Raw genomic sequence first — 17668 nt, 5'->3', positions numbered from 1 at the left:
TGCATGGCTCAAAAACAATAGGCGGCGCTTGCCATTCCGTCGGCCTTGTGCAATCAACCGCCCTCCTCTGACATCGGGGTGCCAAAGGCATCCCTTATCCTCACGCCGGGCCGCCCAAGGGCCGGGTGGGTTCTTCTATCGGCAACAAGGATATGGCGATGACGCAAAAGCGGGCTCTCGGCCTCGATTTCGGCACGACCAACACGGTCATGGCTCTTTCCGACACGGGCGGCGCCAGCCGTTCCATGCGCTTCACCAGCAGCGCGGGCACGGATGACAGCATGCGCACGGCGCTCTCCTTCATGAAGGATGCCGGCCTCGGTGCGGCCGCCCTGCATGTGGAAGCCGGCCATGCCGCCATCCGGCAATTCATCGACAATGCCGGCGATTGCCGTTTCCTGCAGTCGATCAAGACATTTGCGGCCTCGCCGCTGTTTCAGGGTACGCTGATCTTCGCCAAGCGCCAGAGCTTCGAAGACCTGATGGACGTGTTCCTGCGCAAGCTGAAGACCTATGCGGGCGAGGAATGGCCGGGAGACGTCTCCACCGTCATCGCCGGCCGGCCGGTGCGTTTCGCCGGCAGCAATCCGGATGAGGCGCTGGCGCTCGCCCGTTACAACGAGGCGCTCACCCGCGCCGGTTTCCCGGAAATCCACTATGTCTACGAACCGGTGGCGGCCGCCTATTATTTCGCCCAGAGCCTGAAGAAGGATGCCAATGTGCTGGTGGCGGATTTCGGCGGAGGCACGACGGACTATTCGCTAATCCGCTTCGAAACCCATGCCGGCAAGCTTTCCGCCACCCCCATCGGCCATTCCGGCGTTGGCGTCGCGGGCGATCATTTCGACTTCCGCATGATCGACAATCTGGTCTCGCCTGAGATCGGCAAGGGCAGCAAGTTCAAGAGCTTCGACAAGGTGCTGGATGTGCCCTCCGGCTATTACGTGAATTTCGGCCGCTGGAACCAGCTGTCGATCTTCAAGACCTCAAAGGAATTCACAGACCTCAAATCGCTGGTGCGCTCGGCACTGGAGCCGGAAAAGCTCGAACTCTTCATCGATCTCGTCGAACATGACGAGGGTTACCCGCTCTATCAGGCGATTTCCGCCACCAAGATGGCGCTCTCCTCGGCGGAAGAAGCGGAATTCAACTTCGCACCATTGGGCAAGGCCGGGCGCAAGATGGTGAAGCGCAGCGATTTCAACAATTGGATCGCCGAAGACCTCGCCAAGATAGAAGAAGCGCTCGACGAGGTTCTGGAAAAAACAAAAGTCGCGCCCGAAGCCATCGACAAGGTGTTCCTGACCGGCGGCACCTCCTTCGTGCCGGCCGTGCGCGAGCTTTTCACCCGCCGTTTCGACGCCGACCGGATCGAAAGCGGCGGCGAGCTGCTCTCGATTGCGCATGGTCTCGCCATGATCGGCGAAAGCGACGATATTCAGCGCTGGACAGTGTGATTTGCGGGTTCCCCGGGCGGGGAACATGGGGTAATTTCCGCCCATGATCGCCGCTCACGACCTTTCCCCGGCCGAACTCGCCGCCCTACTGCATTTCCATGCGGATGCGGGCGTGGACTGGCTGCTGGAAGAGACCCCGGTCGACCGTTTCGCCGAATTCGCCGCCGCCCGCCCGGCCCGATCCGCGCCTGCGCGGGAGGTGCCCGAGGCATCACGCCAGATGGAAAGGCCGGCGGAACGCCGTGCCGATGCGCCTCAGCGGCAGGCGGCGACGCGCAGCACGCCGGCGGCCCCCGCCATCCAGCAGAATGTCGCCATGCCGGACGAACAGGCCGTGGCGGCCGCGCGTTTTGCGGCGGAAAGCGCGCGCTCACTCGGCGAGCTGAAAACCGCGCTTGAGGGTTTCAACGGCTGCAACCTCAAGAACAGCGCGCGCAATACGATTTTCACCGAGGGTGACCCCGCCTCCGCCATCATGGTCATCGGCCCCATGCCGGATGCCGATGACGACCGCGAAGGCCTGCTCTTCGCCGGCAAGACGGGGTTGCTGCTCGAGCGCATGCTGGCAGCCATCGGCCTGGAGCGCAGCGCCATCATGCTCGGCAATGTCGTGCCGTGGCGGCCACCGGGCAACCGCCCGCCGACTCAGGCCGAAATGGATATCTGCCGCCCCTTCATCGAGCGTCAGATCGCGCTTGCGGAGCCGAAACACCTGTTGCTTCTCGGCAACTTCACCGCTCGTTTCTTCTTTGGCGGCACCGGCACCATCCATACGATGCGCGGACAGTGGCGTGATGTCGCAGCCGGACACCTGATTGTGCCGGCGCTCGCAAGCCTGCATCCGCAGGAACTGTTGAACGCGCCGGCCAGCAAGTCCCTGGCATGGCAGGATTTATTGGCTTTTCAGGCAAAGATTACTGAAGGCTGACTGCCTCATTCCTGATCAATGTAAATGAATTATGAAAAAAGCCATGCGCATTACGCATAACAGCGGCGCATTTGGCCGGCTTGCCGAATCCATGCTGCGCTGCGATATATCGGACGTGTCTTGGGAGGAATTCGGTTAAAGGAACCAAGGCAATGACCACTCGCTTCCGTCCGGTCCATTCCGGCTTTGAAACGCTCCGCCTGGCGGGCCTCGGCCCTCGCTCCAGTCAGGGTTACCATCGTTTCGGCGCAGCCGCTAACGAACAGATGACCGCACGCGCTGCCATGCAGCAGGTCCGCGTGGCGCGTCCCTCGGCAGTCTTTGCGGATTTCCGCGAGCGCTGAGATGCTCTCAGGCCAGTTTAACACTGGCCCATAGATATGATTGCGCGCTGGCGTCTTTCTTCGGGAAGGCGCCTTTTGCTTTTTGTGGAGCTTTTTTCGCGAGAGGGTTGCGAGGTTTTTGAGCCCCCCAATGCTCTGACGTCATCCTCGGGCTTGACCCGAGGATCTAAGAACCTCAACAAAATCAAAACGTTGGCAGATCCTCGGGACAAGCCCGAGGATGACGCCGAGAGAAGAGAGACCCGTCGTCGTCAACTTCAAGAGAACGGCACGCAAGCATACCGTGGGACTAGCAACGTCACCCCTGCGGCGTCGAGGCCTTGCGGGCCGCGCGTCTCGCCAAACCCAGTTGATGCTCGCGGAAGATGATGAAGATGCCGGCGAGAATCACGATCGCCGTGCCGATAAGCATCGTCAGCGTGGGAATATCTCCGAACAGAATGTAGGAAACAGCGATCCCGAAAACGATGGAGCTGTATTCGAAGGGCGCGATGACAGAGACTTCCGCGTGGCGATAACTTTCCGTCAGGAAGATTTGCGCGACGCCGCCGCAGATGCCGCTGGTGATCAACAGCACGGCCTGTGTCATCGTCAGCGCGCTCCAGCCGAGGGGCACGCTGATCAGCGATAACAATGTGGCGGTCAGCGAAAAATAGAGCACGATGGTCGGGGTCTTTTCCGTTTCCACCAGCTGCCGCACCTGGATCATCGCCAGTCCGCCGAGTGCTGCGCCGCACAGCACGGCAATAGCGCCCAGCCCCTCGCCCGCGGCAAAGCCGCCCTCCCGCAAAAGCGTCATCTTCGGCCACAGAATGACCAGCACGCCCATCATGCCAACGAAGACAGCACTCCAGCGATAGATGCGCACCTTTTCACGCAGGATGAAGGCGGCGAAAACGACGGCAAGCAGGGGTGAGGCATAACCGATGGCGATGAATTCCGGCAGCGGCAGCATGGTCAGCCCATAAAAGCCGCAGACCATGGAAAGAATGCCGAGAAAACCGCGTTTGAAATGGCCGAGAAGATTGTTGGTGTGCAGCGCGCTTGCCAGCGCATGCAGCCAGGCGAGATAAACGACAATGGGCAGAATGGCAAAGGCGGAGCGGAAGAAGGTGATCTGGCCGGCCGGCACATCACCTGCGGCCTTGATACAGGTCTGCATGACAAGAAAGAAGCCGACCGAAATCAGCTTCATGCTAATCCCGCGAAAGGGATTCATCGGTTCGGCGTTCATTGGCAGTTACTCATATCGGCTGCGCAAACACGCCATCGGGAGATTTTCATGCGGGAAAGGACGACGCAGGGGAATTGGATTTGTTCAAGGCTAGAGCATTCTCACGGCGCTTTACAACAAAAAATGTGATTTACCCGTGAATTCGGTTGATCTGGAGAGGGATTATTTCCGCGGCTGCGGAAATGATCACAAACCAAAAGCGACACGCGCTAAAATTTGAAGAAAATAAAATATAATTTCAGCAATCGTTCAACATTTGCTGCGATGGTCCTGAAGTCCGGCGGCGGGAGGATCGTCTGCGGGGCCGACGAAGCCTTCCATGGCGGGACAGAATGTCCTCCGATGCGCACATGAACGTGACGAATACTCCACCTATTTTACATCCGGGCCTTATGACGACATGATGCCGGGAAGACCACGCCAAGTTATTCAGGGATAGTCATGCGAACAGACACGGGCCAGATCGTTCACCTGGCAGATTACCGCCCCACCGATTTCGTTCTGGAGCGGGTGGATCTCACCTTCGAACTCGACCCCAAGAATACCAAGGTCGAAGCCCGTCTGATCTTTCACCGGCGCGAAGGTGCTGAGCGTGAGGCGCCCCTGGTTCTCGATGGCGACGAGCTGAAGCTCTCAAGCCTGCTGCTCGACCAGGTGGAACTTCCCGCCGGCCAATATGAGGCAACGCCCGACAGCCTGATCATCCGCGACCTGCCGGCCGAATCTCCCTTCGAGATCTGCGTCACCAATTACATCAACCCGCAGGTCAATACGCAACTGATGGGGCTTTACCGCACCAACGGCGTTTATTGCACGCAATGCGAGGCGGAAGGTTTCCGCCGCATCACCTATTTCCCCGACCGCCCCGATGTTCTGGCGCCCTATACGGTGACGATCATCGCGGCGAAGGAAGGCAATCCCCTGCTGCTCTCGAACGGCAATTTCCTCGGCGGCGGCAATTACGATGAAGGCCGTCACTTTGCGGCCTGGTTCGATCCGCATCCCAAGCCCAGCTATCTGTTTGCGCTTGTCGCCGGTGATCTCGGCGTGGTGGAAGATAGCTTCACCACCATGTCCGGTCGCGAAGTGGCGTTGAAGATTTACGTCGAGCACGGCAAGGAGCCGCGCGCGGCCTATGCCATGGATGCGCTGAAGCGTTCGATGACATGGGACGAAGAGCGCTTCGGACGCGAATACGACCTCGATATATTCATGATCGTCGCCGTGTCCGATTTCAACATGGGGGCGATGGAGAACAAGGGTCTCAACGTCTTCAACGACAAATTCGTGCTGGCCGACCCGGAAACTGCCTCCGATGCGGACTACGCCAATATCGAGCGCATCATCGCGCATGAATATTTCCACAACTGGACGGGCAACCGCATCACCTGCCGCGACTGGTTCCAGCTCTGCCTGAAGGAAGGCCTGACGGTTTATCGCGATCAGGAATTTTCCGCCGACATGCGCTCGCGTCCGGTCAAGCGTATCGCCGATGTACGTCACTTGAAATCGGAGCAGTTCCCGGAGGATTCCGGTCCGCTGGCGCATCCGCCGCGCCCGGATACCTATCGCGAAATCAACAATTTCTACACGACGACCGTTTATGAGAAGGGTGCCGAAGTCACCCGCATGATCGCCACCATTCTTGGCGCTGAGGACTTCAAGAAGGGCATGGACCTCTATTTCGAGCGCCATGATGGCGAAGCGGCAACCGTCGAGGATTTCGTCAAGAGCTTTGCCGATGCCAGCGGTCGCGATCTCTCGCAGTTTTCGCTTTGGTACACCGAGGCCGGCACGCCGCTGGTCTCCGTGTCGTCCGCTTACGATGCCGGCAAGGCCACTTTCAGCCTGACGCTGGAACAGACCGTGGCACCAACGCCCGGCCAGTCGGTGAAGCACCCGCGCCACATTCCGCTCTCGCTGGCGCTGATCCTTGATAACGGCCAGATCGCCGAACCGCAGGCCGTCGAAGGCGGCGAGTATCGCGATGGCGTGCTGCATCTGACTGAGCGCAACCAGACCTTCTCCTTCTCCGGCATTTCCTCGCGGCCGGTGCTGTCGATCAACCGCAGTTTTTCGGCACCGATCAATCTGGATTTCGAACAGAATGCGGCCGATCTGGTGCAGATCGCCCGGCATGAAACCGACATGTTCGCTCGTTTCCAGGCGCTGACCGATCTTGCCCTGCCGGCGCTGATTGCCGCCACCAAGGCGGTGCAGAACGGTGAAGAGATACAGACGGATGCGGCTCTGTCGGCCACACTTATTGAGATCATCGGTAACGGCGCGCTGGAGCCGGCGTTCCGGGCGCAGGCGCTTGCCCTGCCGAGCGAAACGGATATCGCCCGCGAACTCGGCGGCAACACCGATCCCGACGCCATCCACAAGGCGCGCAATGCCACAATCAACGCCATTGCCACGACCGGCCTCGAGACGCTGCGACGGCTTGCCGATAGTGCTGCCAATGCCGAGGCCTACAGCCCCGACGCCGACAGCGCCGGACGCCGTTCGCTGCGCAATGGCGCCCTGAGCTTCCTCGCCTATGCCGAGGGAACGCCGGAGCGGGCGGCGAAGGCCTATGCCGACGCCACCAACATGACCGATCTCGCGCATGCGCTCAGCGTCCTGACCCAGCGTTTCCCAGATAGCGCCGAGACGAAGGAAGCACTCGTCGCCTTCGAAAGGCGCTTTGCCGACAATGCGCTCGTTCTCGACAAGTGGTTCTCGCTACAGGCCGCCATTCCCGGCGACGGGGCGCTTGACCGCATCAAGACGCTGATGAAATCGAAACATTTCATCGCCACCAATCCGAACCGGGTGCGTTCGCTGGTCGGCACGCTCGCCTTCTCAAACCCCACCGGTTTCCACCGTGCGGATGGCGCGGCCTATCGCTTCCTGGCCGAGCAGATCGTCGCCATCGACAAGCGCAATCCGCAGCTTGCCGCGCGCATCCTCACCTCCATGCGTTCCTGGCGTTCTCTGGAGGCAAGCCGTGCCGAACACGCGAAAGCCGCGCTTTCGACCATTGCCGAGGCAAAGGGCCTCTCGACGGATGTGAGCGATATTGTCGGGCGCATCCTGAAGGGCTGAACCTCCGCCGAGGCTGCACGGCCACCCTGATTCAGGCCGTGACGCCGTCTTGATTTCCATCAAGGCGGCGTCATGCATTGGGCGGCATTATGCTGCACAAGGGGCCGAAGCCGGCCCGGGATCAGAAAGGAATGGCAGATGACGGACATGTCGAAAACGAGCGCCTCGTTTCAGCGTTTCATGACCGATGCCCCGGCCCACAAGGCGGCATGGTTTCAGGCCGTGCAGGGTCTGGGTGCGGCCTCGACGCTGGATGTGAAGACGCAGAGCCTGATCTATATCGGCATTCTGGCCGCACTGCGCCTGGAAAGCGGCATCGGTTTTCATGTGGTGGAAGCCAAGGCGCGCGGTGCAAGCCGCGACGATATCATCAGCGCGGTGCTGACCGGCCTCCCCGCCGCCGGCAATGGCGTGATCGGTGCGCTTGGGCCTGCACTGGATGCTTTCGACGGCGTTTGAGCACATCCCTGCACCGCCGGAATTGAGGTTCCGGCTCACTGATTTTGCTGACAAAACCCGCTTTTCCCTGAGCAGCATCAAACCGTCCCGAAAAAATACGGAGTCGGTTCAAGGGGTTAAAATTCTTTTAACTTTTGCCTCTGGACAGGGCGAATCGCATTTGATTCATTAGGGATATTCGAGCGGCGGCGCTTCGAATCAGTGGGGATATCTAAAAGGCGGGACAATGACGAACGTGCGGCGGGCGACTGCGGGCGATGAGCGGCCGTATGCCAAATTTTCTGATCTTGCGGCCTGGGGCGAAAGGCTTTCCAGCGACCTGATGGGTTTGATGAATGGCACCGACCGACCGCCGGCGCAGGTCGAGACCCTGCTGAAACGTCTGATCCCCATTCTCATCCTCGCCTTCCTCGTCGTCGTTGCCGCCTCGCGCATGATGGGCATCGTTGCCGAATATAGCCGCATGGAAGAAGCCGCCCGCCATTCCACCGCGCTGACGGCGCTGACTGCCAAAGCGGCCCTTCTCAACAACGACACCGTCTTCACCACGCAGGATCGGATCCGCGCCGAGGCGAACCTTGTCGCCGCTTTGCCATCGGGCAGCCTTGCCGATGGCACCATGGTGCTGCTCTCCGGCAGCAATGGCCGCATCTTCGCGGGCGCCGGTAAGGATGCCTTGCTTTATGTCGGCACCTCGCTGCCCGCCCTGCTTCCCGAGATTGCCATCGTGCAGCGTTTCCCCGGCGCACCCGGCACCATCGAGACCAATATCGATGGCCAGCAGCATTATGCGACGATGATCCCCTTCGGCGACGATGGCGCGATGGTGATCGCAGCGCGTTCGCTGCAGCCGATCCGGTCCTTCTGGCGCAGCGAAATCGCCATGAACGTGACGTTGTTCGCCGGCATCTCCTCCATCCTGCTTGTCGTGCTCTACGCCTATTACATGCAGGTGAAGCGCGCCCGCGACGCGGACGACATCTTCGCCGAATCGAACCTGCGGGTGGAAACGGCGCTGTCGCGCGGCCGCTGCGGCCTGTGGGATTTCGATCTTGCCAGCCGGCGCATGTTCTGGTCGGGCTCACTCTACGAAATTCTCGGGCGGCCGCCGAAGGCCGCACCGCTCTCCTTCTCCGACGCTGCCCGCATGATGCATTCCGAAGACGGCAATCTTTATGAGCTTGCCCGCGCCGTTGGCTGCGGCAACCTGCGCCAGATCGATCAGATTTTCCGCATGCGCCATGCCAAGGGCCATTACGTCTGGCTGCGCGCCCGCGCCCAGGTCATCCGCACCAATAACGGCCCGCGCGTCATCGGCATCGCCATGGACGTCACCGAACAGCATCGCCTCGCGCAACGCTACGCCGAGGCCGACCAACGCCTTGCCGACGCCATCGAATCCACCTCGGAAGCCTTCGTGCTGTGGGACAAGAATGATCGCCTGGTGATGTGCAACACCCATTACCAGAAGGCCTATGGCCTGCCGGACAGCGTGCTGGTTGCGGGCACCGAAAAAAGCACCGTCTATGCTGCAGCCGCTCGCCCTGTCGTTGAGCGTCGCGTTGCCGATCCAGACCAGTCCGGCCTGTCGCGCACCACGGAAGTGCAGCTTGCCGATGACCGCTGGCTGCAGATCAACGAACGCCGCACCCGAGATGGCGGCCTCGTTTCGGTCGGCACCGATATTACCCTTTTAAAGCGCCATCAGGAACGGCTGCGCGATTCCGAACGCCGGCTGATGGCGACCATTGGCGATCTCTCCGCCTCGCAGCACAAGCTGGAGCGGCAGAAGACGGAACTTTCGGACGCCAACGCCAATTACCTCGCCGAAAAAGAGCGCGCCCAGGCGGCAAACCGGGCGAAATCGGAGTTCCTGGCCAATATGAGCCATGAGCTGCGCACGCCGCTCAACGCTATCCTCGGCTTTTCCGAAATCCTGCTGAACGAGATGTTCGGGCCGGTCGGCTCGCCGAAATATTCCGAATATGCCCGCGATATCCACGATAGCGGCAAACACCTCTTGAACGTCATCAACGACATTCTCGACATGTCGAAGATTGAAGCCGGCCATATGCGCATCAACCGCGAGACCATCGATCTCGCGCCGCTGATCGAGGAAACGCTGCGTCTCACCGCCATTCAGGCCGAGCAGAAGAACATCACAGTGCAGCAGAAGGTCTGCGCTGGCCTCACCATGCAGGGCGACCGCCGCGCCATGAAGCAGATCATGCTCAACCTGCTCTCCAACGCCGTGAAATTCACCGGCGAGGGCGGCCGTATCGCGCTGCGCACCCATGTGCACGAAGCAGCGATGATCCTCACCATCGCCGACACCGGCATCGGCATCCCCGCCCAGGCGCTCGACAAGATCGGCCAACCCTTCGAACAGGTGCAAAGCCAATACGCCAAAAGCCAGGGCGGCTCGGGGCTTGGTCTTGCGATTTCCCGCTCGCTCGTCAAGCTGCATGGCGGAACGATGAAAATTCGCTCGTGTGAGGGTCGCGGAACGGTGGTGACGATTATCATTCCGCATACGGCGGGGCGTTGCGGGATGGTGCATTGAGGTGGCGTTGGATGCGCTGACTGTCCTGTAATAAGTAAAGGTCGAGTGCGCGATACCCCCCTCTGCCCTGCCGGGCATCTCCCCCTCAAGGGGGGAGATCAGCTAGACGGATGCTCCCCGCCAAATTCGCAACATTTGAGATGATCGCGCCGTTGCCGCATACCGATCTCCCCCCTTGAGGGGGAGATGCCCGGCAGGGCAGAGGGGGGTGAAGCCTCACCCACCATTCTTCACCACCGCCACAAACGCTTTCCGCACCGCTTTCGCCAGCCGCTTCACCTCACCCTCCAGCGTTGAGATATCTGGGCAATCCCCCGCTCGGCACACGAGATCGATCAGACCCGCCGGCGCCTCTTTCGGATTGAACGCCCCATCGATGCACAGCCGCACGATCTGGGATATCTCGGTATAAAGCCCCATCGCCGCCATACAGTCATCGAGAGCCTGCGGCTCCATGACGGGTGCTGCGAGCGCCTGCAGCGCTTCGGCGGTGTTGCGCCCCGGTTCATGCACGGCAAGTCCTTTCACCGGCCCCACCAGCGCCAGATATTGCGCGATGAATTCGAGGTCGATCAGGCCGCCATTGATGAGCTTGAAGTCCCAATTGTTTTCCGGCGGTTTTTCCTGCTCGATGAGGCTGCGCATTTCCAGCACATCGGCCGAAACCTTGGCCACGTCGCGCTTTTGCGAAAGGATGGAGGCGATGATGCGGCGCGCGTCCTCCATCAGCGAGGCTTCGCCGCAGATGAGCCGCGCGCGCGACAGCGCCATATGTTCCCAGGTCCAGGCTTCCTCGCGCTGGTATTTCTCGAAGGCGGAAATGCGGGTCGCCACTGGCCCCTTGTTGCCGGAGGGACGAAGCCGCATGTCCACCTCGTAAAGCACGCCCTCCGCCGTCGGTGCGGAAAGCGCGGCAATCAGCCTTTGCGTGACGCGGGTGAAATAACGCACGACATCCAGCGGTTTTGCGCCGGTGGATTCATGGGCGGTGTCGTCATAATCGTAAAGCAGGATGAGATCGACATCCGAACCGGCGGTCAGTTCGAAGGAGCCGAGCTTGCCCATGCCCATGACGGCGACGCGGCCGCCGGGATAGGACCCATGCGCCGCTTCCATCTCCGAAAGAACCGCATTCAACGCCGCCTCGATGACAAGATCGGCAAGATGAGTGAAAGCACGGGCAGCGACCTCACCGCGGATTGCGCCGGTCAGCAGCCGAACCCCGATCAGGAAGCGCTGTTCGGCGGCGAAGATGCGCAGCCGGTCGAGAATATCCTCGTAGTGGCGGGCATTGGATAGAAAGTTGCCCATGCGGTGGGCGAGATAATCGCGGGTCGGCACGTCGCTCATCAGAGCCGGGTCGAGCATGCCATCGAAGACATGCGGGCGGGCGGCGATGATTTCAGCCAGACGCGGGGCCGAGGACATGATCGTCACCAGCAGCGACAGAAGCGCAGGGTTGTTACCGAGCAGCGAGAAAAGCTGGATGCCAGCCGGCAGGCCGGAGAGGAAATTATCAAAACGCAGCAGCGCCTCATCGGCCCGCTTGCTTTCGCCGAAGGCGCGCAGCAGGTCCGGCGTCAGCTCCGTCAGCCGCTCGCGCGCCTCGACCGATTGCGTCGCACGATAGCGGCCATTGTGCCAGGTGCGGATGACGCGGGAAATATCCTCCGGCCGTTGAAAGCCAAGCGTGGAAAGTGTCTTCAGCGTATCGGGATCGTCCTTCTGGCCGGTGAAGACAAGATTGCCCGCCTCGCCTGACAGTTTCACCTCCTGCTCGAACAGCGCCGAATAACGCCGCTCCACCAGCCGCAGCACCTCTTCCAGCGTCTCCGAGAAAGCCTTTGTGTCCTCGAAACCGAGCATGAAGGCGATGCGCTTCAATTCAGTTTCAGTGTCTGGCAACACATGGGTCTGCTCGTCGCGCACCATCTGGATGCGGTGCTCGACCTCGCGTAAAAACCAGTAGGCTGCCGTCAGGCTGTCGCGGGTCTCGGCGTCGATCCATTTCGCCTCCGTCAGCGCGGCAAGCGCCTCTTCCGTTGCACGCACGCGCAGCGGCGGCATGCGGCCGCCGGCAATCAGCTGCTGCGTCTGGGCGAAGAACTCGATCTCGCGGATGCCGCCGCGCCCAAGCTTGACATTATGCCCCTTCACCGCAATGGCGCCATGGCCCTTATGGGCGTGGATCTGCCGCTTGATGGAGTGAATATCGGCAATCGCCGCATAATCGAGATATTTGCGGAAGATGAAGGGCGTCAGTTCGCGCAGGAAATTCTCGCCCGCCTTGATATCGCCGGCAACCGGCCGCGCCTTGATATAGGCGGCGCGTTCCCAGTTCTGGCCCCTGCCCTCGTAATAAAGCAGCGCCGCCTCCACGGGGATGGCAAGCGGTGTCGAGCCGGGGTCCGGCCGAAGCCTCAGATCGGTGCGAAAGACGTAACCATCAGCCGTGCGCTCCTGCATGATGCGCACGAGGCGGCGCATCATGCGGCCGAAATTCTCCGTCGCATCATAGGGATCGTCCATGATGCCCGCAGACGGTTCGAAGAACACAACGGCGTCGATATCGGAGGAATAGTTGAGCTCGCGCGCGCCGAGCTTGCCCATGCCGAGCACGATCAGGCCAGAACCTTCGCTGGGTGCTGCAACATTCTTCAGTTTCAGCTTGCCGCTCTCATGGGCGGCGAGCAACAGGTGATCGATGGCGGCGGAGAGCGATGCATCCGCCATATCGCTCAGCCAGCGTGTCGTATCGCGCGCGGTGAAGATGCGCGCCAGATCGGCAAGTGCTGCGATGAAAGAGAGCCGCCGCTTGGCTACCCGCAGGCGCGACATCACCTCGTTTTCGCTCGGCGCCCCACCTTCTTCGCCCGGCTTCCAGCAATCGCGCGCATCACGGACAAGCTCGGTCAGCAGCGGCTCCAGCGGTTTCGACATCGCCAGCGACAAAAGCCCCTCATCCGCCGACGCCAAGTCGCGCAGATAGGGGGACAGCGTGAAAGCCGCGGCGATAAATTCCTTCAGCGGGCTTTCTCCGGCAAGCAGCGCGGCGACCGCAGGCTCGCTTTTGCCGATATCCTTCAGCGTCGAAAGAACGGATTTCAGTTCCGTCTGGGTATAGGGGCGGATCACGCCCGGCAGAACCTCGCTCAGCCGCCTTTCGACGGTTTCCCGTTTCGTCACTGTGTCTCTCCCTCTTCCGCCCGTCCTGCCAGAGCCTGCCGGCGCGCCTCTCTGGCGTTGTAACAAATGCCGAGTGCTTTGCGATCAAAAAACCGCTGAGGGAGATGCTTTCCCGGATCCGAGATCGGTGCAAGCGTACCAATCCATCGCATCCACCCTCCAAGGCAGGGCGAACGGCGTGCTGGCTGCCAGGGGCGAGCGTGACCCCCGCTTACAGTTTGGTCAGCGGAAACACCATCGAAACGGTCAGCCCCGGGCAGGCCGCATTCGCGGCGTCCGTGTCCGACAGCTTCAGCGATCCGCCATGCAGTTCCATCACCGCTTCCACCAGCGACAGGCCGAGCCCGGTCCCGGGTTTCGAGCGGCTTTCATCCAGCCTGACGAAGCGTTTCAGCACCTCGCCGCGTTTGTCGGCGGGAATGCCGGGGCCGTTATCGGCGACGGAGAGCACAATGGCCTCCTGCTCTCTTGCCAGACGCACGACGAGTTTTTTATCGCCCTCGCCCTCGCAGGCATATTTCATGGCGTTGTCGATGAGGTTGGAGAGCGCCTGGCCGATCAGTTCGCGGTTGCCCTTGACGACAAGGCCCTGCTCGATTTCGGTTTCCAGAGCCAGCCCCGCATCCTCGGCCACCGGCTCGTAGAGTTCGGCGCTGTCTTCGGCAATCGCCGAGACGTCCACATCGGTCATTTCGGCGGCGATCGAACCTGCCTCGACGCGGGAGATCATCAAGAGCGCATTGAAGGTGCGGATAAGCTGATCGGATTCGGCGATGATGCCTTCAAGCGCTGCGCGGCGTTTCGTCTCGTCATCGTCGTCGAGCGCTGCGGCCGCCTTGTTGCGCAGCCGCGTCAGCGGCGTCTTCAGGTCGTGTGCGATATTGTCGGAGACCTGCCGCAGACCCTCATTCAGCTTTTCGATGCGGCCGAGCATGGCGTTGAGCGAACCGGACAGGCGGTCGAATTCATCTCCGGAGCGGCCCTGCGGCAGGCGCTGCGAAAGGTCGCCGGCCATGATCTTCTTGGTCGCCGCCGACATGCGGTCGATGCGTTTCAGCGCATTGCGGCCGATGCCGAACCAGATGAGCAAGGCACCACCGCTCATGATCGCCAGCGCCACCATCAGCGCATTGCGCACCAGCGCCCGGAACTTCGTCGGCTCGCCGAGATCGCGGCCGATCAGAATGCGCAGACCGTTGTCCAGCGTGAAGACATTAGCGGTGGCCAGATGCTGCACGCTGTTGCCGCTTTCGGAATAACGCTCGTAACGGAAGGGGAAACCGGTCCAGCCTTCCTTGTCGAAAACGCCGGGCTGCACGGAGGCGACGTTGCCAGCAAGGATTTCGCCATTCGGGCCGGCAATGATGTAGAGGCTCGCACCCGGCTGGCGCGCGCGTCGCTCCATCATCCGCAGCAGCGGGTTGATGCCGCCGCGATTATAGATGCGCTGCACATCCGAGACTTCCTGCAACACGGCGTCGCGCGTCTGCTGGTTCAGCAGCCGTTCGGAGAGAGCGGTGACGTAAAAGACGAGGAAGGCGGCGCAGAGTGCGAACAGCAGAATATAGAGCGCCGAAAGGCGCACCGCCGTCGATCTGAACAATATTCTGAGGCGGGCCATTTTCGCCAATCAGCCCTCGTCCTTCATCATGTAACCGGCGCCGCGAATGGTCTTCAGGAGCGGCTTTTCGAAGTCCTTCTCGATCTTCGAGCGCAGGCGGGACACATGCACGTCGATGACATTGGTCTGCGGGTCGAAATGATAGTCCCAGACATTTTCGAGAAGCATGGTGCGGGTGACCACTTGGCCGGCATTTTTCATCAGATATTCGAGCAGGCGGAATTCGCGCGGCTGCAGCAGGATTTCCTTGCCGCCGCGGCGAACATCGTGCGACAGGCGGTCGAGTTCGAGATCGCCGACCCGGTAGATCATGTCCTGCTCGGGCTTGCCCTTGCGGCGACCCAGCACCTCGATACGGGCGAGCAGTTCGGAAAAGGCATAGGGCTTCGGCAGGTAATCGTCGCCGCCGGCGCGCAGTCCGGTGACGCGGTCATCCACCTGCCCCAGCGCGGAAAGGATCAGAACCGGCGTCTCGATGCCGCGGCGGCGCAGCTCGCTTATGACGGAAAGTCCGTCGCGGCGCGGCAACATGCGATCGATCACCATCACGTCGTAAGCGTTCTCGCAGCCCATGAACAGGCCGCTCTCACCGTCGCTGGCATGATCGGCGACGATCCCGGCTTCGCGGAACGCCTTGGTCATATAGGCCGCAGCCTCTAGGTCGTCTTCAATGACAAGAATCTTCATGTGCGGGACAATAGCGCCCTCGCCCTTTTCCGCACAACCGGAAACAGATGCGGGAGTAACTTCCTGAACTTTGTTTTCCATGAGGTTTCCTCCGAAGACTTAAGGCCTATGGCGTTATCTCGCTTCAAGATGGGCGACTACCTGTGGAGCGAGTGGTCGCCGCTTGTTTCTTCTCCCCGCCGGGGAGAAGTCCGCGGCAGCGGGATGAGGGGGCAAGGGTCAAGATAAAACGAGGGCTAGCCCCCTCATCCGACCCTTCGGGCCACCTTCTCCCCCCTCGGGGAGAAGAAACGGGCTGCAACGCCCTGCCATACTCAACCGCCCCATCTGAAGAGCGGAATACGATGCCGGCTCCCGAAAGAACCGGCATCGCCTGTCAATCTATCAACCCTGGTCGATATCCAGAGCGATGAAGCGGCTGCCATCGTCCGTCTGGATCTGGAACAGGGCCTTGGAACGACCGTCCTTCTTGGCCTGCTCGAGGATCTTCTCGACATCGGCGGCGGAGGCGACCTGCTGGTTGTTGACCGAGGTGATCCTCTCACCCGTCTTCAGACCACGGGCAGCGGCATCGCTGTCGGGATCGACATCGGTGATGGCAAGGCCATTGCCGTCATCGGAAGGCGAAACCGTCAGGCCGAGGCTGGAGAGCACCTTCTCGCTGGAGGACTGGCCGCCCTTGTCGTCGTTCTGGCCTGGTGTCGCCTTGGAGGCCTCGTCGCTGGTGAGATCGCCGAGCGTCACCGTCACGGACTGCGACTTGCCACCACGCCACAGCGAGATTTCCACCTTGCTATTGGGCGCCATGCCGCCGATGCGGCGCGACAAATCACGGGCATCCTTGACGGGATCGCCGTTGACGGCGGTGATGATGTCACCCTGCTTGATACCGGCCTTGTCGCCCGGCGAGCCGGACTGCGGCGAAACGACCAGCGCGCCCTTGGCTTCGGCAAGGCCGAGCGATTCGGCGATATCCTTGCTGACGGGCTGGATTTGCACACCGAGCCAGCCGCGTTCAACTTTGCCGTCCTTTTGCAGGTCGGCGATCACATCCTTGGCGACCGAGGACGGGATGGCGAAGGCGATACCGACATTGCCGCCGGAGGGCGAGAAGATGGCGGTGTTGATGCCGACCACTTCACCGTTGAGGTTGAAGGCGGGACCACCCGAGTTACCGCGGTTCACGGCAGCGTCGATCTGGAGATAGTCATCATAGGGGCCGGAGCCGATATCACGGCCGCGGGCCGAAATGATGCCTGACGTCACCGTCCCGCCGAGGCCGAAGGGGTTACCGACGGCGACGACCCAGTCACCAACGCGGATTTTGGTGTCATCGGCAAATTTCACATAGGTGAACTTGCGGTTCACATCGACCTTGAGCAGCGCCAGATCGGTACGCGGATCGCGGCCGACAAGCTTGGCGTCGAGTTCGGTGCCGTCATTCATGACGACCGTATAGGCGGAACCGTCATCGACGACGTGGTTGTTGGTGACGACATAACCGTCTTCGGAAATGAAGAAACCGGAGCCTTGCGCGACCGGGCGCAACGGACCTTTGCCGTCACGATGGCGGTTCGGACCACGGTCGGAGCGATCCTGGTTGGGGCCGCCGAATTCCTTGAAGAAACGCTTCAGCGGATGGTCATCCGGCAGCTGGTCGAGGCCGCGGCCGCCGAAATTGAAGGAGAAGTTGCTGGAATCGTCGGAAGCAGGCTGCACGTTCGACTGCACGCGAACGGAAACGACGGCGGGCGAGACGGCATCGACCACATTGGCGAAGCTCGGAACCTGCGGCGCGGTTACTTCGACAGGGGCAGCAAACGAGTGAAGGATCGGAGCGGCGAGGCCGGTCGAGAGCATCAGCGCCGCAAGGCCGCCAACGGTCGTGGCCTTCAGGGCCGTCTTCAGCGAGGCCGTCTTTAGCGAGGAATGGCCGTTTTGCGAATGAGACATGGTGTACCTTCTTTCTTCATTCAGACTGGAACCCGTGTGACCGGGGAAGCGGTGGATGATGAAGATATAGGAGGCAACACCTTACGGCGAAGTGTCTGATGAATGAAAAATCCGTAATGTTGAAAAAGAACCGGAAGAAAAAAGGA

The 17668-nt window shown here is 61.1% G+C and carries 11 protein-coding genes; 6 read left to right on the top strand and 5 right to left on the bottom strand.

Going from position 1 to position 17668, the window contains the following annotated elements:
* Window positions 1-158: 158 nt before the first annotated feature.
* From ACQZ48_RS06685 to ACQZ48_RS06675, 3 genes are all read left to right on the top strand, one after another.
* Entirely contained in the window at window positions 159-1457 is a 1299-nt protein-coding gene (locus ACQZ48_RS06685; RefSeq protein ID WP_077982998.1) for an Hsp70 family protein, read from the top strand.
* Between the two features lie 43 nt (window positions 1458-1500).
* Window positions 1501-2385: a uracil-DNA glycosylase gene (locus ACQZ48_RS06680; protein WP_191216908.1), complete on the top strand. Its 885-nt coding sequence runs from the start codon at window positions 1501-1503 to the stop codon at window positions 2383-2385.
* Between the two features lie 152 nt (window positions 2386-2537).
* On the top strand, window positions 2538-2729 hold the full coding sequence (locus tag ACQZ48_RS06675; RefSeq protein ID WP_191216909.1) for a hypothetical protein: 192 nt from the start codon (window positions 2538-2540) through the stop codon (window positions 2727-2729).
* A 298-nt stretch (window positions 2730-3027) separates the two neighbouring features.
* On the opposite strand, the gene ACQZ48_RS06670 is transcribed toward ACQZ48_RS06675, so the two are convergent.
* Window positions 3028-3963, bottom strand: a complete 936-nt coding sequence (locus ACQZ48_RS06670; protein ID WP_142912462.1) for a DMT family transporter — start codon at window positions 3961-3963, stop codon at window positions 3028-3030.
* A 441-nt stretch (window positions 3964-4404) separates the two neighbouring features.
* Here ACQZ48_RS06670 and pepN point away from each other — a divergent pair, with 441 nt between their 5' ends.
* From pepN to ACQZ48_RS06655, 3 genes are all read left to right on the top strand, one after another.
* Window positions 4405-7053: an aminopeptidase N gene (pepN, locus tag ACQZ48_RS06665; RefSeq protein ID WP_191216910.1), complete on the top strand. Its 2649-nt coding sequence runs from the start codon at window positions 4405-4407 to the stop codon at window positions 7051-7053.
* Between the two features lie 138 nt (window positions 7054-7191).
* Window positions 7192-7512, top strand: a complete 321-nt coding sequence (locus ACQZ48_RS06660) for a carboxymuconolactone decarboxylase family protein (RefSeq protein WP_191216911.1) — start codon at window positions 7192-7194, stop codon at window positions 7510-7512.
* A 226-nt stretch (window positions 7513-7738) separates the two neighbouring features.
* Entirely contained in the window at window positions 7739-10075 is a 2337-nt protein-coding gene (locus tag ACQZ48_RS06655; protein WP_191216912.1) for a PAS domain-containing sensor histidine kinase, read from the top strand.
* Between the two features lie 216 nt (window positions 10076-10291).
* On the opposite strand, the gene ACQZ48_RS06650 is transcribed toward ACQZ48_RS06655, so the two are convergent.
* From ACQZ48_RS06650 to ACQZ48_RS06635, 4 genes are all read right to left on the bottom strand, one after another.
* Window positions 10292-13261 carry a bifunctional [glutamine synthetase] adenylyltransferase/[glutamine synthetase]-adenylyl-L-tyrosine phosphorylase gene (locus ACQZ48_RS06650; RefSeq protein WP_191216913.1) on the bottom strand — a complete coding sequence of 990 codons (2970 nt, stop codon included), beginning with the start codon at window positions 13259-13261 and terminating at the stop codon, window positions 10292-10294.
* Window positions 13262-13472: 211 nt separating this feature from the next.
* Window positions 13473-14882, bottom strand: a complete 1410-nt coding sequence (locus tag ACQZ48_RS06645) for a sensor histidine kinase (protein ID WP_077982647.1) — start codon at window positions 14880-14882, stop codon at window positions 13473-13475.
* Window positions 14883-14891: 9 nt separating this feature from the next.
* Window positions 14892-15650 (bottom strand): response regulator transcription factor, encoded by a 759-nt coding sequence (locus ACQZ48_RS06640; RefSeq protein ID WP_080791074.1) that lies wholly within the window; start codon window positions 15648-15650, stop codon window positions 14892-14894.
* A gap of 303 nt (window positions 15651-15953) precedes the next feature.
* Entirely contained in the window at window positions 15954-17522 is a 1569-nt protein-coding gene (locus ACQZ48_RS06635; RefSeq protein WP_443387177.1) for a Do family serine endopeptidase, read from the bottom strand.
* Window positions 17523-17668 lie beyond the last annotated feature (146 nt).

Source organism: Agrobacterium sp. 22-209-1 (genome assembly GCF_053522485.1).
Note: the sequence above shows the minus strand (reverse complement) of the source record. Positions and strands in the feature narration are given on the sequence as shown.

Bases quoted from the DNA above. Each gene is read 5' to 3' on its own strand.
- ACQZ48_RS06685 (WP_077982998.1), top strand. From the start codon at position 159: ATGACGCAAAAGCGGGCTCTCGGCCTCGATTTCGGCACGACCAACACG.
- ACQZ48_RS06680 (WP_191216908.1), top strand. From the start codon at position 1,501: ATGATCGCCGCTCACGACCTTTCCCCGGCCGAACTCGCCGCCCTACTG.
- ACQZ48_RS06675 (WP_191216909.1), top strand. From the start codon at position 2,538: ATGACCACTCGCTTCCGTCCGGTCCATTCCGGCTTTGAAACGCTCCGC.
- ACQZ48_RS06670 (WP_142912462.1), bottom strand. From the start codon at position 3,963: ATGAACGCCGAACCGATGAATCCCTTTCGCGGGATTAGCATGAAGCTG.
- pepN (WP_191216910.1), top strand. From the start codon at position 4,405: ATGCGAACAGACACGGGCCAGATCGTTCACCTGGCAGATTACCGCCCC.
- ACQZ48_RS06660 (WP_191216911.1), top strand. From the start codon at position 7,192: ATGACGGACATGTCGAAAACGAGCGCCTCGTTTCAGCGTTTCATGACC.
- ACQZ48_RS06655 (WP_191216912.1), top strand. From the start codon at position 7,739: ATGACGAACGTGCGGCGGGCGACTGCGGGCGATGAGCGGCCGTATGCC.
- ACQZ48_RS06645 (WP_077982647.1), bottom strand. From the start codon at position 14,882: ATGGCCCGCCTCAGAATATTGTTCAGATCGACGGCGGTGCGCCTTTCG.
- ACQZ48_RS06640 (WP_080791074.1), bottom strand. From the start codon at position 15,650: ATGGAAAACAAAGTTCAGGAAGTTACTCCCGCATCTGTTTCCGGTTGT.
- ACQZ48_RS06635 (WP_443387177.1), bottom strand. From the start codon at position 17,522: ATGTCTCATTCGCAAAACGGCCATTCCTCGCTAAAGACGGCCTCGCTG.